Consider the following 20,571-nt stretch of genomic DNA (forward strand, 5'->3'; position numbering starts at 1 on the left):
GACCTGGTGGTGATGTTGCGCCGGATTATTGATACGAACCGACCCTCACCACCAGGGTTTGGCTTTTGCCTGTCAGTCTTCGTCCGAATGCTCGTCAGGCATGTCGGCAAAGGCCTCGCGAAGCGCGCGGGACCAGGCATCGGACAGGGCCTTGAAGCCGGCATCTTCGGCCTCGATCCGGCGGCGTTCGGAAAACTGGCATTGTCCTTCGGGCAGAACCGCCAGATCCAGCGGCATGCCGACAGACAGGTTGGATCGCAGGGTCGAATCCATTGATAGCAGCGCTGCCTTGACGCCATCATCAATGGGGGTTTCCTGCGAAATTACCCGATCGAGAATCGGCTTGCCGTATTTGTGCTCGCCAATCTGAAGGTACGGGGTGTCTTCGGTGGCCTCTATAAAATTGCCCGCCGCATATATCAGAAACAGCCGCTGTGCACCGCCTGCCCGCTGGCCGCCCAGTATGATGCTGGCGCTGGAGCTTTCTTTGCGCTGTTCAAGCGTGTCATGATATTTGTGCTGAACCGACTGCATGGCTTCGCCCACCAGTTCGGCAACCCGAAACATGGTAGGTGCCGTGAGGATGCTGTCACGGGGGTCGGTTTCGGGGTCTTCGATGGCTTCCTGCAAAAGGCTGACCACTGCCTGCGTGATGGCAAGGTTCCCTGCCGTCAGCATAACAATGGCGCGTTCACCCGGGACTTCCCAGGTGAACATTTTGCGATAGCGTGAAATGTTGTCCAGGCCTGCATTGGTGCGAGTGTCGGACAGGAAAACCAGCCCTTCATCAAGCATGAGGCCCACGCAATAGGTCATTTTTTCTTTAGTCCAGTTATTGTTGGGCTTGCGCGACGACTACGGTTACATCCAAATCCTCGTCGGCGCCACCAGAATGTATGCCCCGTATAGGTGAGGCGTCCCTGGCGTCAAGTCCAGATCCCAGCCGGATATAAAAATCCGTCGGGCAGCAGCGATTGGCAGGGTCAAACCCGATCCAGCCAATATTGTCGATATAAAGCTCGGCCCATGCATGGGCGGCTTCGTGGGGCACACCTTCGGCATCGGCAAACAGATAGCCCGATACATACCGTGCAGGAATATCAAGCAGGCGTGCTGCCGTGATCAGCACATGGGCATGATCCTGGCAAACCCCCTGCCCGGCTGCCAGGGCATCGGCCGCCGTGGTATGGGCGTGCGTGGTGCCCGGTGCATAATCGATCTGGTCACGGACGGCAGCCGCCAGGGCATGGGCAGTTTCAAGCAGCGATGCTTTTGCCCCGACCGATTTGCTGACGGTTTTAACCAGCTTGCGAATGGCGGTGCTGGGCTTGGTCATTTCGGTCGAGCGCAAAAAGACCAGCGGCGGTGCCTTTTCCTTGTGGTTGGTCAAAACGCCAGCGGTGTCGCTGGTTTCGATCATGCCACGCACGACAATTTCCAGCTGGTCCACCGGGCCATTGCAGGTCAGGGTGCTGATGGTATCGCCATAACCATCGGTAAATTCCGATGTGATGGCGCAATTTTCAGCCGAAATTGACCAGTCGACGATCTTTTGCCCGTCAAACTGTGATGGCGTCAGCTTCAGGCTTTGCGTGACATAGCGTGCCGCCGGCGCATAGCGGTAACGGGTGCGATGTTCGATTGTCAGGCGCATGTCACTGCCCCCCAAAATAATAGGTTTCGGCAATGGCTTCGGACAGGGCGCGATAGCGTTGCAGGCAGTCGCTTAGAAATTCGTGCAGGCCGTGGCTGAAAATTTCGTCCATATCCCCGTGATTAAGGATCGAATAGGTATCAACCGCCAGGCTGTGCACGGCCTGTCTTTGCCCATATTGTCGGGCAAGGCGTTCAAGATGGGTGGTGATATTTTCCATGCAATGCGCCAGCGAACGCGGGCTGAACGGATTGAGGATCAGGAAATGCGCGATCCGCCAGGGGGAATAATCATCGCGGTAAACCCAGTGAAATGCCCGCATCGAGGATGCAGCCCGCAAAACCGTGGTCCATTGGTAATTATCCACCCCGTCGCCGACCATGCTGGTTTCGGGCAGCAGCACGTAATATTTCACGTCAAGCAGGCGGGCGGTGTTATCGGCACGTTCAAGGAACGTACCCAGGCGGATAAAATCAAACCCGTCATTGCGCAGAATGGTCGAATCCGTTGCCCCGCGAAACAGCGCGCCCTGGCTTTTGACCCAGTCAATAAAACCCGGCAGGTTGGTTTTGGCCAGGTTACGCATTGATGTTTTACGCAATTCCATCAGGGCGCCATTCAGGGCTTCCCACATTTCCTGGGTGATGGCGGTGCGCATGGCACGCGCATTGGCACGTGCATATTCAAAACAGTTCAGGATCGATGACGGGTTATCCCGATTGAAAATGAGGTAATCCGAAACCGTTGCCTGTGACAGTTCGGTATTGTCGGAATCAAATCCTTCGGCGCAACCTGCCGCCGAAAGCACCGATCGCCATTCCGAACGGTTGCCATCGCCCGCGGCAGGCATCAATGCCATGCGATAGCCCATTTCCAGAAGGCGGGCCATGTTTTCAGCGCGTTCCACATAACGCGACAGCCAGAACAGATTTTCAGCAGTACGACTAAGCATGTCTGTTCCTCCCCGTTATTCCGCCATGATCCAGGTATCCTTGACACCGCCACCCTGTGATGAATTGACCACAAGGGACCCTTCACGCAGGGCAACGCGCGTTAACCCGCCCGGTGTCAGGCGGATATCGTCGCCAACCAGACAGAAAGGACGGAAATCGACATGGCGCGGGGCAATGCCGCTTTCAACAAAGGTCGGGCAGGCCGAAAGGGCCAGGGTTGGCTGGGCAATGAAATCCGACGGGTTGGCCTTGATGCGTTCGGCATAGGTCGCGCATTCTTCCTTGGTCGATGCCGGGCCGACCAGCATGCCATATCCACCCGACCCGTGAACTTCCTTCACCACCAGTTCGGGCAGATGTTCAAGGACATATTTAAGGTCGTCAGCGCGCGCGCATTTCCATGTCGGCACATTGTTCAGGATCGGTTCCTGACCCAGATAAAACCGGATCATGTCGGGGACATAGGTGTAAATTGCCTTGTCATCGGCCACACCGGCGCCCGGTGCCGAACAAATGGCAACCCCGCCCGAACGATACACATTCATCAGGCCCGGAATACCCAGCACCGAATCGGGGCGGAAACACAGGGGATCGATGAAATCATCATCGATGCGCCGGTAAATCACATCAACCCGTTCCGGCCCGCGTGTCGTGCGCATGTAAACCCGGCCTTCGGAAACAAACAGGTCCTGGCCTTCGACCAGTTCAACACCCATCTGATCAGCCAGAAAGGAATGTTCATAATAGGCGCTGTTCATCGCACCTGGCGTCAGAACCACAATATTGGGGTCGCCCTCGCATTTGCGCGGGGCAATGCTTTTTAAGGTTTTCAGCAACTGGTCCGGGTAGCTGTCAACCGGTTCGATCCGCAGTTTTGAAAACAGTTCGGGGAACATGCGCATCATGATTTCGCGGTTTTCCAGCATATAGGAAACCCCCGAAGGCGTGCGGCAATTATCCTCCAGCACGTAAAATTCATCCGGTCCCACGCGCACAACGTCGACGCCAACAATGTGGCTGTAAACCCGGCGGGGCGGATCAATGCCAATCACGGCGGGCTCGAAGGCAGCGTTTTTATAAACCAGATCGGCCGGAACAACCCCGGCACGGATGATTTCGGCGTTGTGGTAAACGTCGTACAGAAATGTATTAAGCGCCCGCGCCCGCTGTTTGACACCGCGTTCAAGCTTGCGCCATTCCGAAGCGGTGAAAATGCGGGGAATCAGGTCAAACGGAATAAGCCGTTCGGGGTCGCCACCTTCGCCATAAACGGCAAAGGTAATGCCGATTTTGCGAAACAGCGTTTCGGCTTCCAGTCTTTTCTGGGCCAGTGTTTCCGGCCCGGTGGCATCCATCCAGTCAACCAGCGCGCGATAGGGTTCGCGCACCTGACCGTTCATTTCCATCTCGTTGAACATGCGCCATTCCCTTTCTTTTCAGGTCATTTTCGACCTTGGTATAGATTAAAGGCAGCGGATCAGGCGGGGGTCAAGGCTGTTCAGGAAGAAAGTGAATGTTTTTTATTCGTTTCCATCAAGTGATGAAAAATTATGCTGCGGGTGCGAAAAGACTGGGCAAAAACCGCCAGTTATTAATTTGCGGCGGTTTTTTTCGGGCGCAGAACATGGTGATGGTCTGCAGCGTAAAGCCGGGAATCGGTGAAGTCACGACGGCCAAAAACCTCGCCCACCATGATCAGGGCGGTGCGGGTAATGCCGCTGCCTTTGACCTTGGCGCGGATATCGCCCAGCGTTCCGTGAAGATAGCGCGCATCGGGCCAGGTCGCACGATAGGCAATAACAACGGGGCAATCTTCGCCGTAATGCGGGGTCAGGTCACGAATGACATTCACCAGATTATTGATCGACAGGTGAATGGCCAGTGTTGCCCGGGATTTACCCAGTTCCGCCAGGCTTTCACCATCAGGCATGGCCGAGGACCGCATGGCGGTACGCGTCAAAATCACGGTCTGGGAAATATCAGGCAGGGTCAGTTCCGCGCCAATTTCGGCGGCAACGGCGGCATAGGCCGAAACGCCCGGCGTAATGTCATAGGGAATGCCCAGTTCCTCAAGGCGGCGGATCTGTTCGGCAATCGCCCCGTAAATTGACGGATCGCCTGAATGCACCCGTGCCACGTCCTGCCCGGCGTCGTGGGCGGTTTTGATCTCGGCAATGATTTCATCCAAATTCATCGGCGCGGTATCAATCACGCGGGCATCATTTGGTGCACTGGCAACGATTTCCTCGGGTACAAGCGACCCGGCATAAAGGCAGACCGGGCATTTTTCGATCAGGCGTAAACCGCGTACAGTGATCAGGTCGGGCGCGCCGGGACCGGCACCAATGAAATGAACCGTCATGATTATTCTTTTCCTGTTGCGGTGGCATCGCCGGTATTCGGGCGTTGGCCGGGGGTGGTGCCGGTTGATGTGCTGCCGGTGCTGCTATGCACCGGGGCGTTGGCGGCGTCAGCCCCCTTTTTGGCGTAACCGCGCGGGGTATAAACCCATTCGCCCATACCACGGATAATATGCTTGCTGTTGCTGGACCCAACCAGAACGGTGGTCAGCATATCAACCATGTCGACTTCAAGTTTCGATAGCGGAACGACCGTTATTTCCTGGTCGGGGCGGCCAAGTTGGCGGCCCAGGATGACCGGGGTATCCGCCGGGCGATTATCCAGCAGCATGTCGCGTGCCGTTGCCAGCAGATCGCGGCGGCGTTTGGAAACCGGGTTATAAAAGGCAATAACAAAGTCGCCCGCGGCGGCAGCGGCAATCCGGCGCAGGATATCTTCGCGCGGGGTTAGCAGGTCGGACAGGGAAATGGCGCAAAAATCGTGGCCCAGGGGTGCGCCAATACGTGATGCGGCAGCCTGCAGGGCCGAAATACCCGGTGATACCTGAATGGCAACACGGTTCCATGCTGCTTTGTCTTCGCGGTCCAGCAATTCAAATACCAGGGTTGCCAGGGCATAAATGCCCGCATCACCCGACCCGATCAGGGCAACGTCACGCCCCTCGGCCGCCAGTTCCAGCGCATGGCGGGCGCGGGCTTCTTCGGCACCCAGGTCCGAATGGTGCAGTTCCTTGCCGGTGATCAAATCCCCCAGCAGGTCCAGATACATCTGATAGCCGACAATATCGCTGGCCTGTGCGATCAGGGTGCTGGCTTCGGGGCTGCGCCAGCTTGCCTGGCCAGGGCCAATGCCAACAATGGATAAACGCCCCTGCCCGCGCCCGGTGGTTTGCGGGGTGATATCCTCGGTCGACTGGCCAACGGCGCAGGTTGCCCGTTTTGATTTCTGTTTCGCAACGATCAATGTGCCGTCTTCACCAACGGTGGCAAGGGCCGCACCCTCGGCAACGCCGTGGCAGCCGGTTTCGGCAAATACAATGTCGGATGGTGTTTGCAGGCGCGGTGCCTGTTCTTCCAGCTCAGCGGCGGTAAAGAAACGGGCCGGAACACCCATATGCCGCGCCAATGCATGAACGGCGGGTTCATCTGCTTTTAAATCAATCGATGTAACGCAGGCAACGGCACTGGCACTTAACCCGGCATCGGCCAGGGTTTTTTCGGCAAGGTCAATCAGCTCGGCAGGTTCGCAGTTGCGTTCGCAACCAACCCCCAGGGCCAATACCGGCGGGTGGAAGGTCACCGGGGCCAGTTCGCCTGCCTGATCGGAAAGGATCGTGGTTTGGGCGCGTGCGGTCACATGCAGGGCAACGGTGCCACTTTCATCACGCGGGATGGCGCTGTTGGTCAGCCACGCGGCAGAACCGGCATCAATGGTGATTTTGGCACTGGCCCCGGCCAGCAGGGCGGCGGTTGCGGGCTTGACAGCGGCCTTGTCAGCCAGTTTCCAGCCAATCGGGGGTTCATCAAGTGCCAGGCCAAGGGCGGCATCGCCCGGCGTGGTGATGGCGGCACGCGCCCCCAGCTTTTCGGCCAGATCACGCGCCAGTTTGTTGCCGCCATGATGCCCGCCCAGAAGCGGAATAAAGTTTTCGCCAGCTTCATCCACGGCAATCACGGCGGCATCCTGCCATTTCCCGGCCAGAAGCGGTGCCAGGGCACGAATAAGAATACCGCTGGCACAAACCCCGATAATCACATGGTCGGCAGCAAAGGTTTGTTGCAGATGCGCAATGGTATCGTCAAAGGCGATATCGACCTCGCGGGTGGAAACCCGGGTACGCAACCCATGCAGGCTGGCCCCGCGCAGAACGGATGCAATGCGTTTGGCCGTCGGCAAGGCGCGCTGGGTCAAACAGACTACGGCAATCGGCGCGATAGGATCGGTCGGCAGCATCGGATCAGCGCCATTCGCGGTGGCCGGAATGGTTGAATTGGTCGGATTGGTGGTCATTTCCATGCGTCTCCGCGACGGTGGATCAGGATCATTGAAAAATAGGGCGCGGTGGCATCGGTTGGCAGTTCACCCAGCGGCACCATTTTCTGGCTATCCAGGGTGGCCCGTTCGATATAGCGCGCACGGTCTGTCAGGCCCAGTTCGTCAATCACCTGGCGGACCTTGGCAAAATGCCGGCCCAGTTTGATGATGGCGGCCGCATCGGTATCAGCCAGTTGCGATTTCAGGCGGTCGGCGGGCAAAGGCCCGGGAATAACCTGCAAAACATCGTTTTTCGCGGCAAGTGGTGCGCCAAGCTGGGCGGCACAGGCCATCATGGAGCTGACACCGGGAATGCTTTGCACCGGGAAACCTGCTTCGGCCAAACGGCCAAACAGATACATGAAGCTGCCGTAAAAAAACGGGTCACCTTCGCATAATACTGCAACCGTACGCCCGGCGCGCAAATGTTCGCCAATTTCAAGGGCGGCAGCATCGTAAATGCTATCGGCCGGTGGCCCCATCGGGATGCGAATGGCAATTTCCGTGCGGCCTTCGGGCATATGCGGGGCGACAATCTGCCGGGCCAGGCTGGCCCCGTCTTCCAGCGCGGGATAGGCAATGACATCCGCTTCCTGCAGGATTTTATACGCCTTAAGCGTGATCAGGTCGGCCTCGCCCGGGCCAATGCCCAGTCCATAGGCTGCACCCTTTTTGGTGACGGGTGCAAAATTGCCTGCTTTCGCGGTCATGATTTAACTCCGACATAGTGGGTGACCGGGGCAAGGCTGTGCCAGCCGGTAAAGCTGCCGCGCGGGGCCAGCCGGGATACGGCAAAGCGCGAAAGCGTGCCACCATTTTTATTATAAAATCGAAACAGTTCCTGTTCGCCTTCCAGGGTGACGGCATTAGCCACCAGTCGCCCGTGGCGCGGTAACAGGCCCCAGCATGTTTCCATCAGGCCCGGTGTTGTGATGCCCCCGCCAATAAAAATGGCGTCAGGTGCCGGGAAGCCATGTGTTTTTGCACGCTCGGTTGATGCATCACCGATGCCGTTATAATCGCTGTTGGTGGTGCTGGCGGCTGCGGCCTCAAGGGCAGCAAGGATGCTGGTGTGATGCACGATCAGGTCGGGTGTGCCAAGGCGTGTTGCATTTTTGCGGATCATATCACAGCGATTGCCATCCTGTTCGATGGCAACGGCCTGGCCGCCAAGGCGCATCCATTCTATGGAAATGCTGCCGCATCCTGCCCCCAGATCCCACAATATGGCGCCCTTCCAAATGCTCAGCGATGCCAGGGTCTGGGCGCGGATATCGGATTTCGTGATCATGCCATCATGGATAAAGGCATCATCGGGCAGGCCAGGGCCAAGCGGCAAAATGGTGGCTTTTTGATCGGCGACCAGATCGATCAGAATCACATTCAACGGGTCAATATCGCTGCCTTCAAGGCGGGTTAAGGCATCATGCTGCCATTCGCGGGCGGTTTTGGTGGTGATTTTTTCATGATCACCGCCCAGCCTTTCACAAATGGTCAGCCTGCTATCGCCATAACCTGCTTCATAAAGCATTACCGCGACCAGTGCCGGGGTGCTGCCATCGTGCGACAGGGCAATGATGCGGCCGCGCGGGCGCAGGCAGGCACGCAAATTTTCGGGTTTGCGGCCATGAAGGGTGATCACATCACATTCCGCCAATGCCCAGCCGGTGCGCGCACAGGCGAGGCTGATGGAGGATGGTGCCGGAAAAACAGATATATTTTCGTACCCGAAATGATTGACCAGGGTGTTGCCAACCCCGTAAAACATCGGGTCACCGCTGGCCAGAATGACCGGGTTTTGGGCCTGGTAACGGGCAATTTCGGCCATGTTATCGCCAAACGGGCTTAGCCAGGCTATTTGTTGCCCGGCAATGTCGTCTGGCAGCATGGTAAGGTGGCGTTTGCCACCAAAAATGACTTTTGCCTGTTTTATTTCCCGGGTGGCCGCGGGCGAAAGGCCGGCAAAACCATCTTCGCCAATGCCAATAACCGTGATTTTGCCATTTGTTGCAGGCGTGTCGTCATTCTGCGTGGTGATGTCGGTATTTGGCATGGTGTGTCTATCCCTTCGTCCCGGGCGATGACGGGGGCGTACCATCGGCATTTTCGGCAGGTTTGGCAATGCGGGCCAGGGCATTTACCGTGGCGGCGGTTACAGCACTGCCGCCAAATCGCCCGCGCAGGGTGGCAAAGGGAATACCGGCTTTGCCTGCATGTTCGATCAATGCTTCCTTGCTTTCGGCCGCACCCACAAAGCCGACCGGCATGCCAATGATCAGGGCGGGTTTGGGCAAATGGCCGTTTAAAACCGCATCAAGCAGGTGAAAAAGGGCGGTAGGTGCATTGCCAATGGCAACAATGGCCCCGTCGATATCATTGGTCCAGGTTTCAACCGCTGCGGCCGACCGGGTGGTGCCGATCATGGCAGCAAGGGCGGGGATGTTCTCGTCATTCAGGCGGCAGATTACGGCGTTATCAGCCGGAAGCAGGCGTGAAATGATGCCGTTTTTAACCATTTCCGCATCGGTTAAAACCGGCTTTCCCGCCAGAAGGGCCGTTGTCGCCGCAGCGATAACATCGCCGCCAAAGGCAATGTTTTCGGCCATTTCAACCATGCCACAGGCATGGATGATGCGTATGGCAACGGGCCGCAATTCGTCGGAAAAACGGGCGAGGTCGGCTTCGGCTTCGATGGTTGCGAAGCTTTGCCGATATATGGCCTGCGGATCACGCAGATATTCAAACATAACCCCGCCCTTCGAGCCTGGTCCCGGTCTGGTTAGTTGCCGGTTTTTTCCACAGTGTCGTGCGCGCCATCTGCATTATGGCTGTGATCATGATCGTGGTTATGGGCATGATCATGGTCGTGACTGTGCGCATGGCTGTGGCTGTGCGAATGGCCGTGATCGTGGCTGTGATCGTGGTTGTGATCATGGGAATGGCCATGAGAATGCCCGTGCGAATGACCATGGCTGTGCCCGTGCCCGTGGCTATGCCCGTGTGAATGGCTGTGACCATCGGTGCCAATGCCCATCACATGGTGATGATGGCCGACCTGCGGTGTGGCAACATCGCCTTCATAACCAATGATCTGCTCGCGATATTTGCAAAGCTGGCAGTTCATATTGTTATCGCCGGTATCAATTTCGGCCAGGCGTTCGGCAAAGCTTTCAAGAACCAGCGGATGATCGGCCAGGTACGACGCCTTGATGAATTCGACATCGGGGAATTCTGCCGCAACCTCGTCGGTATGGGTATAGATGCGGTCGATCAAAATGCCGACAAACAGAAAATAGGGAAAAACGACAACCCGTTTATAGCCCATTTTCATGGCTTCGCGCAGGCCCGCATTTACGCGCGGATGCGCCACACCCGAATAGCTGATTTCAACCCGGCCAAAACCCATGCCTTCCTGAAGCATGCGCGCAACCTTATAGACATTGGAATTGGCATCGGGGTCGTTGGTGCCACGCCCCACCACCATCAGCAGGGTGTCCTTGCGATCAATGCTGTTATCGGCGGTTGCCAGGGCTTCTTCGATGCGGTCGGCACTGGCGCGCAGCAATTTCGGGTCAATTGCCAGGTCGCGGCCAAATTTTACCGTGATATCGGGGTTTTCGTGGTCAAAATTGTTTACTTCGCTTGGCAGGTCGTTTTTGACGTGTCCTGCGGCAAACAGCATGCCCGGCAGGGCGTAAATCTTTTTATGGCCGCGTGCTTTCAGCTTTTCAAAACCATCGCGCAAAATGGGATGGGCGAATTCCAGAAAGCCGCTTTCAACATCGTAATCGGCGAAATGGGTCTGTTTCATTTGTTCAACCATATTGTTGAACTGTGAAACCGCGCGGTCATCACGGGAACCGTGACCGCAGATCATGATGGCACCTTTGGGGGACATAAAGGCTGCTCCTTTTTCTCTCTCTCGCCATGCGGTCCAGCAGTGCCAAATGGCACCTGCTGCCGCCCGATGTCCCCCACGTTTTCCCTGATTGAACACCCGATTGCAAGCAGCAGCTTCGGGAATTGTACTTTTGACTGTGCAGGTTTGTTACAGGATGCCGGCTAAGTTATGAAGAATATTGAAAAATTATGAAAATGGTTAATGGCCTGATCTGTAAAGTCATATTGACGCAATCGCGCCATCGCCGCATCTTGCGGCGATGGAACAGGCATTTTTCGATTTTTTTGTCCCGATACCGGGCATTTATGGCTTTGGCGTTGCTGTCATCATTTTGGGTTTGGCCCTTGATGCGGCAGTGGGGGATATGCCGTGGCTGTTTTCACGCATTGCCCATCCTGTTGTCTGGATTGGTCGGCTGATTTCATTTTTTGAAAAACGCTTGAACCGCGTTGATCGCAGCGATGGCGACCGCCTGCTGCGTGGTGCGTTAACCGTGCTGATCGTGCTTTTGGTTGCCGGTACTGTGGGTGGGCTTGTTCAGTTCTGGGCCATGAAGGCCCCGTCGGGCATTGCCGCCGAGATTTTCCTGCTCGGTGTGCTGATCGCGCAAAAGGGGCTGTATCAGCATGTGCAGATCGTTGCTGATCGTCTGGAGCACGATGGCCTTGCCGCAGGGCGCAGTGCCGTTTCCATGATTGTCGGGCGGGACCCGGCCAGTCTGGATCACGCCGGGGTCAGCCGGGCGGCGATTGAAAGCTGTTCTGAGAATTTTTCCGACGGGGTTGTTGCCCCGCTTTTCTGGTTTGCGCTGGGCGGGCCGATTGGCCTGTGCCTATATAAGGCGATCAATACCCTTGATTCCATGATTGGCCATCGCAACCGGCGTTATCTTTATTTCGGGCGGTTTGCCGCGCGGCTGGATGATGTTGCCAATTTTATTCCTGCCCGTTTGGCTGGGGGGCTGGTATGCCTGGCGGTGTTGATATCGCTGGGCTTTGCTGCCGGGCGCCGGGCATGGGCAACTATGTGGCGCGATGCGCGCAAACATAAATCGCCCAATGCTGGCTGGCAGGAGGCGGCAATGGCAGGCGGGCTGGATTTGTCCCTGGCCGGGCCGCGCCAATATGGCAGCGAAATTGTCCAGGACCCGTATATTGGGGATGGTCGGCGTGATGCGACACCCGATGATATCCGGGCGGCTTTGCGGGTTTTTGTGCTGGCCTGTATTTTAAACGGGCTGTGGCCAGTCGTGATCTGGATGGCCCTGAACCATTAAACCCAAGCACATTGGGACGCCGTTGTGATGAAACCCGGTTTACATGACATTGTGATCAGCCCTGAAAATGCGGCAATCGACAGTGATGCCCGCACTTTCGTTTCGCTGGTCTGTCAGAACCCCCATGTTCAGGCGATTTTAAGCCGCATGGCGCATTTCGGCCTGCAGGACTGGTGGTTAACAGCCGGGTGCCTGGCGCAAACCATCTGGAATATTCAGGCGGGGTACGATCTGGTTGCCCATATCGATGATTACGACCTGTTTTATTTCGATCCCGATACGGGATTTGATGCCGAAGACCGCGTGATCAAACAGGTTGCCACCCTGTGTGCTGACATACCGGTGCGCATCGAAACCCGCAACCAGGCGCGGGTGCCGATCTGGTATGAACCGAAATTTGGCTTTGCCTATGGGGATGTTCACCGCGCCAGCGACGGGATTGACCGTTTCGCCTATCAGACAACTGCGATTGGCTTACGGCAGGGCAAAGACGGGGATTTTGCAATCTATGCCCCGTTCGGCCTTGAAAATGTGCTGGCCGGGCATGTGGTGCCCAACCGGGCCTTGCCGGTGGCAGCGGTTTATCGGCAAAAAACTGAACGCTGGGGTAAAATCTGGCCGCATCTGACCATCCTGCCGTGGCGGGATGACCCGGTTTGAATTTTGATTTGATATCGAAATAACGTCGGTTATTCGGGTTTTTTATTCATCCGCGCAATGGTCGAGGTGGTTGAAAAACCATCCGCCAATTGGGCAAGAAACACTTTGCCGCCATATCCCTGCACGATATCGGCGCCGACCACGGTTTCAATGGTGTAATCCGCACCCTTGACCAGAATATCGGGTTTCAGGGCCGAGATCACATCAATCGGCGTATCTTCATCGAAAATCACAACGCCGCTAACGGTTTCAAGCGATCCAAGAACGGCTGCACGGGCCGCTTCGGACTGAACCGGGCGGGTTTCGCCCTTCAGCCGTTTGACCGATGCATCGGAATTAAGGCCGATCACCAGCCGGTCGCATTGCGAACGGGCCTGTTGTAACAGGCTGATATGGCCAGGATGAAGCAAATCAAAACAGCCATTGGTAAAGCCAACCTTGTATCCCTTGCGTCGCCAGCGTTCGACGCGGTCAACCATGCGATCAAGCTTCATCAGCTTGGCTTCGCCAATCATCAGGTCATGATGATGCAACAGCGTAATCAATTCGTCGGGGTAAACAACAGCAGTGCCGATTTTACCCACAACAATGCCCGCCGCGACATTGGCAATGCGCGCGGCATCGGCAATGTTGCTGCCTGCGGCAATGCTGGCAGCCAGGCAGGCCACCACCGTATCCCCGGCACCCGATACGTCATAAACTTCGCGGGCTTCGGTCGGCAGGTGGATGGCGTCGCCTTTTGCCGGGACAAGCGTCATGCCATCCTGGCTGCGCGTTAGAAGGACATTTTCAATACCGCAATTATCAATAATGTGCCGGGCGGCGCGGATGGCATCCTCGTCGTTATTCACCGCAATGCCGGTCGCGGCTTCGGCCTCGGCCCGGTTGGGGGTTACCAGGGTTGCCCCGCGATAACGGCTGTAATCGTTGCCTTTCGGGTCGACAATCACGGTTTTGCCAGCGGCACGGGCCGCAGCAATCGTCGCGCGGATCAAATGGCTGTCCACCAGCCCCTTGCCGTAATCGGAAAGGACCACGGCATTGACATCCGGGGTTAGCTGCGCGGCAAGGTCGCCAACATGGGTCAGTGTGGTGTCGGCAGGCGGTGATGTGGTTTCGTTATCAGACCGCAACAATTGCTGCCCACCAGCGATAAAACGGGTTTTGATGGTGGTGGGGCGATTACGTTCGATCTGGATATAGGGTTCAACCAGCTTGTCACCGGCGACATATTCCATCACTTCGCGACCCGGCAGGTCATCTCCCACCATCGACAGGAATTTGACCGAAGCACCCAGTGCCGTGGCATTGCGCACCACATTGCCCGCCCCGCCCAGCATCGCACTTTCACGCTGTACGCGAATAACGGGAATGGGGGCTTCGGGTGAAATGCGTGTGACCGATCCGTAAACAAAGCGATCAAGCATGACATCGCCAATGCACAGGATTTTGGCATTTCCCAGGTCTTCAACCAGACGGGCAAGATGGCTTAAATCGGTCATGAACGCTACTTTCGGTATCGGTTATCGCAAGCAATAGGCAGGTTGATGGCAAAATTTGGCAGGCAGCACAGGCGATTAATGGCTGCGCGCCAGCCCCGCCAGAAAGGCAGGGGCAAGCAGCGCAGGCCAGGTATCAATCGCGCAGGCCAAGCCGGTATTCCAGCATACCGACCAGCATTTGGCCCAGCATGATATGCATTTCCTGAATGCGCGCCGTCGTCTGGCTGGGAACGATCATGACCGGGTCACAAAGTGCTGCCATATCGCCGCCCGAACGACCGGTCCAGCCGGTAGCAATCAGCCCCATTTCGCTGGCCTTTTGCAGGGCAAGATTGACGTTTTTGCTGTTTCCCGATGTGGAAATGCCAATGGCAATGTCGCCGGGTTTGCCAAGGGCTTCGACCTGGCGTTCAAACAGATGATCAAACCCGAAATCATTGCCAATCGCGGTCAGCGCCGAGCTGTCGGTGGTCAGCGCGATGGCTGGCAGGGCGCGACGGTTATGAACATAGCGGACGGTAAATTCGGTTGCGATATGCTGGGCATCCCCGGCAGAGCCGCCATTGCCGAAAAACAGCAGTTTGTTACCGGCATTCAGCGCATTTTCACACAGGTCAACCAGCTTGATAAACGGCGCGCGCGTGGCTTCGCGCGTTTTGTTGACCAGATCGAAATGCTCGTCAAATTCGGCATCAAAAAAGGTGTTAATGTCCATTTTCGGCTCATATCTTGAAATTGTCAGGTGGCAGCCAGGTTGCGTGCGCAGGTCACGGCGTCATCATGTCCATTGCGGTTATTTCTGCCATATGGCCCCGCTTTTAGCCGGTTTGGCCCCATGACAGACCATGAAATTTGGCATGGCCGGTTATCAGGATGCGCTGGCATCGCCATATGTCAGACCTTAACCGTGGTCAAAGGATCATGATCGCGGCGAAACTAGCACTTTGGTTTCACTGTGGCTATTGCTTATCGGGCCATCACATGCGGAAGATTTTAAGAAATTATTCGACAATTTTCAGGGGTCGGATACATATGCTGTTAAGGATAACACTTTATATTGTTTCGGAATCCGTGTTTTCGGATCGAATGTGCAAACAACCGGGTAAACATGTCTGATAATTCACTGCCCTCACCCGAGGCGTTTCTGGTTGATTATGTCCGGCGTCTGGAACGCCGGCGACAGGGCGTGGGTGCCGTGCATGTGCATATTTCGAAATTGCAGAACTATAATCGCCGTGAACACCATATCCGCACCTGCCTGACCGCGTTCGAGGAACTGGTGCCGGTGGTAACAGGCCGCCTGTTTTTTCTGACCAATCAGGACATCATTTTCATCTATGAACAGAAGTACCTTGATGAGGTCAATGCGGCTATTTTCCGCCTGAAATTCCTGTTCAATGATGACCCGCTGCTGGCCGATGGTGTTGACCCCGATGGCATGCCAGCCAGCTTTACCGACTTTTTTGATGTCGATAAGGAATACAAGGACTTCCTGCATCTGACCCAGCGCCTGGTGCGCAGCAATGCCGGCCGTGAAAAGGCCGTAAGCCAGGCAGCCCAGCGCCATAACGATGCCCCGGACCAGAACCAGGATGGCGCCCCCCTAACACCAAAAATTCTCGGTCGGATTGACGAGGCCCTGCGCCGTGCGGATCTGTCGAACCTGATGCGCCGTCAGGCGATTTGTGCCGTGGTTGGCGGGGCGCAGCCAACGCCGGTTTTTCATGAACTGTTTATTTCGATCCGCGATTTGCAGCACACCCTGCTGCCCGACATCAATGTGACGTCCAATCGCTGGCTGTTTCAGCATCTGACCGAAATTCTCGACCGTCGTATGCTGGCTTTGCTGTCGCGGACCAACGACACCAGCGTTTCGGGGTCGGTCAGTATCAATCTGAATGTATCAACCCTGCTATCGCCGGATTTCCTGACCTTTGACAGCAATGTCAAAGCCGGGCAGCGCGGGACGATTGTGCTGGAACTGCAAAAGATCGATATTTTTGCCGATCTGGGCGCGTTCTTTTTTGCCCGCGATTTTTGCCGGGATCGCGGTTATCGCATCAGCATCGATGGCATCAGTCACCTGTCGCTTCCCTATATCAACCGCAACAAGCTGGGCGTTGATACGATCAAAATGATGTGGTCGCCGGAAATGAAGGACCTGCCGGAAGAAAAGGTGAATGAAATTCGCGAGGCGATTAATGCCGCGGGCGATACCCGCGTGATCATGTGCCGCTGCGATGACCAGAACGCCATTGATTTTGGCCATTCCGTCAATATCACCATGTTCCAGGGGCGTTATGTCGAACAGCTTTTAAACGAATATGCCCGGGCGAAAAAATAACAGCTGACCGGCCGGGGCAGGGATATTCTGCCAATATCAGATTAAAAAACACCGCCAGATCCGATCTGACGGTGTTTTTGTTTATAACGGCCGGATGCGGCCGGATATGGCCACGGAAGGCCTGATATCAGTTTTCGTCGCGATTGCTGACATGGGCTGTTTCAAACGTTGCCATACCGTTATGACAATCAGCCGCGGCGCGCAGCAAAGGCAGCGTCAAGGCAGCACCAGACCCTTCGCCAAGGCGCATATTGAATTCCAGAAGTGGCTTTTTACCCAGTTTTTCCACCAGGTTGCGATGGCCCGGTTCAACTGACAAATGGCCGACCAGGCAATGATCAAGCGCATCCTGGCGGATATTGTAAAGCACGGCAGCCGCCGCACAGGAAACATAACCATCCAGCACGACCGGCACGCGCTGCAGGCGTGCCGCAAGGATGGCACCGGCCATGGCGGCAATTTCACGCCCGCCAACACAGCGCAGCACTTCCAGCCCGTCGCGCATCTGGTTGCGATGTAAAATCACTGCATCACCTACCACGTGGGTTTTGCGCGCAAGGGTGCTGTCATCAATGCCGGTTCCACGGCCGGTCCAGTCTTCCGGGGCGCCACCAAACAGGGCGTGGGAAATGGCCGCCGCAGCCGTGGTATTGCCAATGCCCATTTCACCGGGCACAAAAACATCCAGTCCGGTTTCAACCGCGCTCATGCCAAAGGCCATGGCTTCGGCGCAGTCTTCATCCAGCATGGCGGCTTCGCGGCTGAAATCATTGGTGGGAATTTCAAGGGCAACTTCCATCACCCGCAATTCGGCGTCAACGGCCTTGCAAATCTGGTTGATGGCGGCACCGCCATTAATGAAATTTTCCACCATTTGCTGGTTCACACTGGCGGGGAAGGCCGAAACGCCCTGTTCGCAAACACCGTGGCTGCCCGCAAAAATGGTTACGCGCGGGCGGTTGGCGCGTGGCCGGGCATTACCCTGCCAGCTTGCCAGCCACAGGCTGATTTCCTCAAGCCGGCCCAGCGACCCTTCCGGTTTGGTCAATTGGGGTTCCCGGGCGATAACGGCGTCGCGCGCGGCCTCGTCGGCGGCGGGCAGGTCGGCCATCAGGGCACGGATATCGTCCAGATTTTGCGGCGGGTGTTTGGGATCGAACATGAAAAAAAGTCTCCGGGCGGCAGGAAGCGCCAATGGTGGGCAATGGTGCTTGGCTTTGTTGCGCACCATGATTAGTCTTCCCCCAGCGAAATTGCCAGTTTGAAAATCGGAAAATGCCGGTGTCCCCAGATCAGCCCCTATCCCCCCATTCTGCCCGCGATGGCAAAAAAGCCAGCGCGAAGGCAACACCATCCCCTGCTGATCGCGCAGATGCACAGGAAGGTGACGTTGGGGACGCGTCGGGGGTTGATCATGATCTGGGGGGCGATGAACCGGCGGAAAGGCCTGTGAATACGGGTGCTGCCGGGCATGATGCAAATGGGCCTGCTGAATGGATTGTCGCCGATTTTGGCCGTGCCCTGATGTTGCTTTCGCGTATTCCCTGGCCCGCCCGGCTTGATTTTCAATCTGGCCTTATTGCCCGGTCTGTCTGGTGTTGGCCGCTGGTTGGGGTGTTTTTGGCCGGTATTGCGGTTTTACCGGCACAGGCCCTGTTGTGGTTAACCGGCAATGCCGGGCTGGCGGCGGTTTTTGCCTTGCTGGCAATGGTCGGCCTGACCGGTGCCCTGCATGAAGATGGCCTTGCCGATTGCGGGGATGGTTTTGGTGGCGGGGCCACGCGCGAACGCAAACTTGAAATCATGCGTGACAGCCGGATTGGCAGTTACGGCGTTGTTGCCCTGATCCTTGCCTTTGCCGCGCGGTTTTTTGTGCTGGAACAGGCGATTGAACAGGGTGTGTTCATGATGGTCATGATCGTTACTGCCATGTTTTCGCGCCTTGCCATGCCCGCCATGATGGCCATCTTGCCCCCTGCCCGGCCCGATGGTTTGGGGCGTGGTGCGGGGCGGCCCGGCCTTGTGCCCTTGATGGTGGCATTATTGTTTACTGTTATCATCACCATGCTGGTGGCAGGCCCGGTTTTGATGCTGGGCGCATTGCTCGCCATGGGGTTGGCCTGCGGGGTGGTTGGGCTGGTTGCATATTGGCAAATTGGCGGGCAAAGTGGCGATGTTCTGGGGTGTAGCCAGATCGTGGCTGAAATTTTCGTTGCGATATCGTTATTGTCATTGCTGGCAAAGGGCCTGGTATGAGCAGCTTTGCCATTACCCGCTGGTGGTTGATCCGCCATGCCCCGGTGGAAAACCCGGCAGGTGTGATTTATGGCGCGACCGACCTTAAGGCGGTTTTTCATAACCGCCCCGCACTGGAATTTTTGGCCGCAACTCTGCCCCGTAACCCGGTTTATATCACCAGCACGCTTTCCAGAAGCATCGATACCCTAAATCAGGTGCAGGATTTGCGTGGTTCAAAACAATCCGGCGAAGATACGGCGCGGGCAGCTGATGACCCAATTCAGGTGCCCGAATTGGGTGAACAGAATTTCGGTGACTGGGAAGGGCTTCGATGGGCGGATATCCCGACAGATCAAGCCCGCCAGTTTTGGGATGATTATGCCAATGCCATCCCGCCAAATGGTGAAAGTTTTAACCAGTTGGCAGAGCGGGCGGTAAAGGCCTTTGGCAGGCTTAACCAGAACCATGTGGGATGCGATATTGTGGCTGTTTTACATGGCGGGACAATACGCGCCATTCTTGCCCAAGTTCTGGGGCTTAAACCGTCGGCTGCCTTGTCGTTTGATATTTCCCCGCTGGGACTGACGCGCATTGATTACCTTGATGCGCCGGAAAACCCCGGTTGGCGGATTGGCGGGGTGAATTTGCAGCTTTGCCAGGATTAACTGGTTTTTCCGGTGCTTCCTGTATAATCGCGTTACGGGCTGACCCGCCGCCGATTTTATATCGATATCGAATTGTTGTGGCAGGTTTGTCGCGCATTCAGGCCCGGCCATTGTCGCTTTGGTAAACAATGGCCGGTTGGGCCTGTGAAACATGCGGTGATTGTAAACAATCAGGCCGATTTGCGGCTGGCGATGGTTTCGCCATTGCCGGTGAATTCGGCAAGGAAGCGATCAAGATTGTCATGCGAGATATCGTGTTTGATCGCAAGATCGTTCAGATCGGCAAGATAGGCTTTGTAATAATCAAGCGGGCGGCTGCGGGCTTTGCCGCGCAACAGGTTGGTGCGCGGGAAATCTTCGGCGAATTCAGAGCTTTCAATTGCGGCTGAAATTGAATCATCAAGGATGGCAGCGGGAATGCCATCAAAGTTTTTACCGCAGGCTGACAGCATTTTGCTGGCGGTGGGGACGGAAATACCCGGCTGGCCCAGCAAATGGTTGAGCGATTCATCACTGAAATCGTCGCGGTCAAACAGCTCGACCAGGGTTGGCAGGTCGCGCACCAGCAGCGAAAGAGCGTTAACGCGGATACCACGGGCATGCGTCCAGATAATGGCCGCAACCATTCCCAGTTCGGGGTCAGCCTTGTAAAGCGCGCGCACCTGGCGGCGGCGCAGCACTACTTCATTGTCGTCGGCATGTTGCTCCAGAAAGCTGGAGAAATGCGGCGCATCGTTTTGAAGCCGGTCAAGCAGCTTGGTCCACATGTCACGGCGTGACGTGGTCTGCCAGATCAATATTTCCTGAGCGCGAATCTTTTCGACATAGTGTTCTAAAGCCATCGGGACAAACAATTTTAAAGTTATCTGGAATGACGGTATGCAGACAGCGCTCGGGTCCCCTACACCCGGGTTTTCCCGGTGTGTTTACATTCCTTTTTATGGCTCCGATGTTCCCTCAAAGACAAAATGGCCTCAACATAT

At 56.3% G+C, this 20,571-nt stretch carries 19 protein-coding genes; 5 read left to right on the forward strand and 14 right to left on the reverse strand.

Translation table 11 applies throughout. The features are described from left to right. Window positions 1-72: 72 nt before the first annotated feature. From CSC3H3_RS20160 to CSC3H3_RS20205, 10 genes are all read right to left on the reverse strand, one after another. Window positions 73-816, reverse strand: coding sequence for a proteasome-type protease (locus tag CSC3H3_RS20160; RefSeq protein WP_101285984.1), 744 nt, complete (start codon window positions 814-816; stop codon window positions 73-75). A gap of 16 nt (window positions 817-832) precedes the next feature. Beyond that, a complete protein-coding gene (locus tag CSC3H3_RS20165; protein WP_101265502.1) occupies window positions 833-1,654 on the reverse strand; it encodes a transglutaminase family protein in 822 nt (273 codons plus the stop codon). Between the two features lies 1 nt (window position 1,655). Further along, window positions 1,656-2,606 (reverse strand): alpha-E domain-containing protein, encoded by a 951-nt coding sequence (locus tag CSC3H3_RS20170; RefSeq protein ID WP_101265504.1) that lies wholly within the window; start codon window positions 2,604-2,606, stop codon window positions 1,656-1,658. Between the two features lie 15 nt (window positions 2,607-2,621). Continuing rightward, window positions 2,622-4,025, reverse strand: a complete 1,404-nt coding sequence (locus tag CSC3H3_RS20175; RefSeq protein WP_101265505.1) for a circularly permuted type 2 ATP-grasp protein — start codon at window positions 4,023-4,025, stop codon at window positions 2,622-2,624. 173 nt (window positions 4,026-4,198) lie between these two features. Then, window positions 4,199-4,969 (reverse strand): precorrin-4 C(11)-methyltransferase, encoded by a 771-nt coding sequence (gene cobM, locus CSC3H3_RS20180; protein ID WP_101285985.1) that lies wholly within the window; start codon window positions 4,967-4,969, stop codon window positions 4,199-4,201. A 2-nt stretch (window positions 4,970-4,971) separates the two neighbouring features. Continuing rightward, window positions 4,972-6,978, reverse strand: coding sequence for a precorrin-3B C(17)-methyltransferase (gene cobJ, locus CSC3H3_RS20185; RefSeq protein WP_101286346.1), 2,007 nt, complete (start codon window positions 6,976-6,978; stop codon window positions 4,972-4,974). Next, window positions 6,975-7,712: a precorrin-2 C(20)-methyltransferase gene (cobI, locus tag CSC3H3_RS20190; RefSeq protein WP_101285986.1), complete on the reverse strand. Its 738-nt coding sequence runs from the start codon at window positions 7,710-7,712 to the stop codon at window positions 6,975-6,977. The genes cobJ and cobI overlap by 4 nt, the downstream gene beginning before the upstream one ends. After that, window positions 7,709-9,055 (reverse strand): precorrin-6y C5,15-methyltransferase (decarboxylating) subunit CbiE, encoded by a 1,347-nt coding sequence (gene cbiE, locus CSC3H3_RS20195; protein WP_101285987.1) that lies wholly within the window; start codon window positions 9,053-9,055, stop codon window positions 7,709-7,711. The genes cobI and cbiE overlap by 4 nt, the downstream gene beginning before the upstream one ends. A 7-nt stretch (window positions 9,056-9,062) precedes the next feature. Further along, window positions 9,063-9,749: a precorrin-8X methylmutase gene (locus CSC3H3_RS20200; RefSeq protein ID WP_101285988.1), complete on the reverse strand. Its 687-nt coding sequence runs from the start codon at window positions 9,747-9,749 to the stop codon at window positions 9,063-9,065. Window positions 9,750-9,781: 32 nt separating this feature from the next. Continuing rightward, window positions 9,782-10,900 carry a sirohydrochlorin chelatase gene (locus CSC3H3_RS20205; protein WP_101265515.1) on the reverse strand — a complete coding sequence of 373 codons (1,119 nt, stop codon included), beginning with the start codon at window positions 10,898-10,900 and terminating at the stop codon, window positions 9,782-9,784. A gap of 262 nt (window positions 10,901-11,162) precedes the next feature. Here CSC3H3_RS20205 and cbiB point away from each other — a divergent pair, with 262 nt between their 5' ends. After that, window positions 11,163-12,179: an adenosylcobinamide-phosphate synthase CbiB gene (gene cbiB, locus CSC3H3_RS20210; RefSeq protein WP_101265517.1), complete on the forward strand. Its 1,017-nt coding sequence runs from the start codon at window positions 11,163-11,165 to the stop codon at window positions 12,177-12,179. Window positions 12,180-12,206: 27 nt separating this feature from the next. Beyond that, complete coding sequence (locus CSC3H3_RS20215; RefSeq protein ID WP_101285989.1) at window positions 12,207-12,839, forward strand: nucleotidyltransferase family protein; 633 nt, start codon at window positions 12,207-12,209, stop codon at window positions 12,837-12,839. A 29-nt stretch (window positions 12,840-12,868) separates the two neighbouring features. Here CSC3H3_RS20215 and rfaE1 read toward each other — a convergent pair whose 3' ends face one another. Together rfaE1 and CSC3H3_RS20225 are read right to left on the reverse strand one after the other, a co-directional pair. After that, window positions 12,869-14,341, reverse strand: coding sequence for a D-glycero-beta-D-manno-heptose-7-phosphate kinase (gene rfaE1 / locus CSC3H3_RS20220; RefSeq protein WP_101285990.1), 1,473 nt, complete (start codon window positions 14,339-14,341; stop codon window positions 12,869-12,871). 133 nt (window positions 14,342-14,474) lie between these two features. Then, window positions 14,475-15,056: a D-sedoheptulose 7-phosphate isomerase gene (locus tag CSC3H3_RS20225; protein ID WP_101265523.1), complete on the reverse strand. Its 582-nt coding sequence runs from the start codon at window positions 15,054-15,056 to the stop codon at window positions 14,475-14,477. 393 nt (window positions 15,057-15,449) lie between these two features. On the opposite strand from CSC3H3_RS20225, the gene CSC3H3_RS20230 reads away from it, so the two are divergent. Then, the gene (locus tag CSC3H3_RS20230; RefSeq protein ID WP_101265525.1) at window positions 15,450-16,685 is read left to right on the forward strand and encodes an EAL domain-containing protein; all 1,236 of its coding nucleotides are present in this window, start codon (window positions 15,450-15,452) and stop codon (window positions 16,683-16,685) included. A gap of 127 nt (window positions 16,686-16,812) precedes the next feature. Here the strand turns inward: CSC3H3_RS20230 and cobT are convergent, their stop codons facing one another. Next, window positions 16,813-17,847: a nicotinate-nucleotide--dimethylbenzimidazole phosphoribosyltransferase gene (cobT, locus tag CSC3H3_RS20235; protein WP_101285991.1), complete on the reverse strand. Its 1,035-nt coding sequence runs from the start codon at window positions 17,845-17,847 to the stop codon at window positions 16,813-16,815. Window positions 17,848-17,966: 119 nt separating this feature from the next. Between cobT and cobS the strand changes: the two genes are divergently transcribed. Together cobS and CSC3H3_RS20245 are read left to right on the forward strand one after the other, a co-directional pair. Next, entirely contained in the window at window positions 17,967-18,941 is a 975-nt protein-coding gene (gene cobS, locus CSC3H3_RS20240) for an adenosylcobinamide-GDP ribazoletransferase (RefSeq protein ID WP_157831967.1), read from the forward strand. Further along, the gene (locus CSC3H3_RS20245; protein ID WP_101285993.1) at window positions 18,938-19,588 is read left to right on the forward strand and encodes a histidine phosphatase family protein; all 651 of its coding nucleotides are present in this window, start codon (window positions 18,938-18,940) and stop codon (window positions 19,586-19,588) included. The genes cobS and CSC3H3_RS20245 overlap by 4 nt, the downstream gene beginning before the upstream one ends. 170 nt (window positions 19,589-19,758) lie before the next feature. Here CSC3H3_RS20245 and CSC3H3_RS20250 read toward each other — a convergent pair whose 3' ends face one another. After that, window positions 19,759-20,385 carry a hypothetical protein gene (locus CSC3H3_RS20250; protein WP_245881205.1) on the reverse strand — a complete coding sequence of 209 codons (627 nt, stop codon included), beginning with the start codon at window positions 20,383-20,385 and terminating at the stop codon, window positions 19,759-19,761. Between the last annotated feature and the right edge of the window lie 186 nt (window positions 20,386-20,571).

Origin of the sequence: Thalassospira marina, from assembly GCF_002844375.1 — a bacterium.
Taxonomy (GTDB): Bacteria; Pseudomonadota; Alphaproteobacteria; order Rhodospirillales; family Thalassospiraceae; genus Thalassospira; species Thalassospira marina.

Bases quoted from the DNA above. Each gene is read 5' to 3' on its own strand.
- CSC3H3_RS20160 (WP_101285984.1), bottom strand. From the start codon at position 816: ATGACCTATTGCGTGGGCCTCATGCTTGATGAAGGGCTGGTTTTCCTG.
- CSC3H3_RS20165 (WP_101265502.1), bottom strand. From the start codon at position 1,654: ATGCGCCTGACAATCGAACATCGCACCCGTTACCGCTATGCGCCGGCG.
- CSC3H3_RS20170 (WP_101265504.1), bottom strand. From the start codon at position 2,606: ATGCTTAGTCGTACTGCTGAAAATCTGTTCTGGCTGTCGCGTTATGTG.
- CSC3H3_RS20175 (WP_101265505.1), bottom strand. From the start codon at position 4,025: ATGTTCAACGAGATGGAAATGAACGGTCAGGTGCGCGAACCCTATCGC.
- cobM (WP_101285985.1), bottom strand. From the start codon at position 4,969: ATGACGGTTCATTTCATTGGTGCCGGTCCCGGCGCGCCCGACCTGATC.
- cobJ (WP_101286346.1), bottom strand. From the start codon at position 6,978: ATGACCACCAATCCGACCAATTCAACCATTCCGGCCACCGCGAATGGC.
- cobI (WP_101285986.1), bottom strand. From the start codon at position 7,712: ATGACCGCGAAAGCAGGCAATTTTGCACCCGTCACCAAAAAGGGTGCA.
- cbiE (WP_101285987.1), bottom strand. From the start codon at position 9,055: ATGCCAAATACCGACATCACCACGCAGAATGACGACACGCCTGCAACA.
- CSC3H3_RS20200 (WP_101285988.1), bottom strand. From the start codon at position 9,749: ATGTTTGAATATCTGCGTGATCCGCAGGCCATATATCGGCAAAGCTTC.
- CSC3H3_RS20205 (WP_101265515.1), bottom strand. From the start codon at position 10,900: ATGTCCCCCAAAGGTGCCATCATGATCTGCGGTCACGGTTCCCGTGAT.
- cbiB (WP_101265517.1), top strand. From the start codon at position 11,163: ATGGAACAGGCATTTTTCGATTTTTTTGTCCCGATACCGGGCATTTAT.
- CSC3H3_RS20215 (WP_101285989.1), top strand. From the start codon at position 12,207: ATGAAACCCGGTTTACATGACATTGTGATCAGCCCTGAAAATGCGGCA.
- rfaE1 (WP_101285990.1), bottom strand. From the start codon at position 14,341: ATGACCGATTTAAGCCATCTTGCCCGTCTGGTTGAAGACCTGGGAAAT.
- CSC3H3_RS20225 (WP_101265523.1), bottom strand. From the start codon at position 15,056: ATGGACATTAACACCTTTTTTGATGCCGAATTTGACGAGCATTTCGAT.
- CSC3H3_RS20230 (WP_101265525.1), top strand. From the start codon at position 15,450: ATGTCTGATAATTCACTGCCCTCACCCGAGGCGTTTCTGGTTGATTAT.
- cobT (WP_101285991.1), bottom strand. From the start codon at position 17,847: ATGTTCGATCCCAAACACCCGCCGCAAAATCTGGACGATATCCGTGCC.
- CSC3H3_RS20245 (WP_101285993.1), top strand. From the start codon at position 18,938: ATGAGCAGCTTTGCCATTACCCGCTGGTGGTTGATCCGCCATGCCCCG.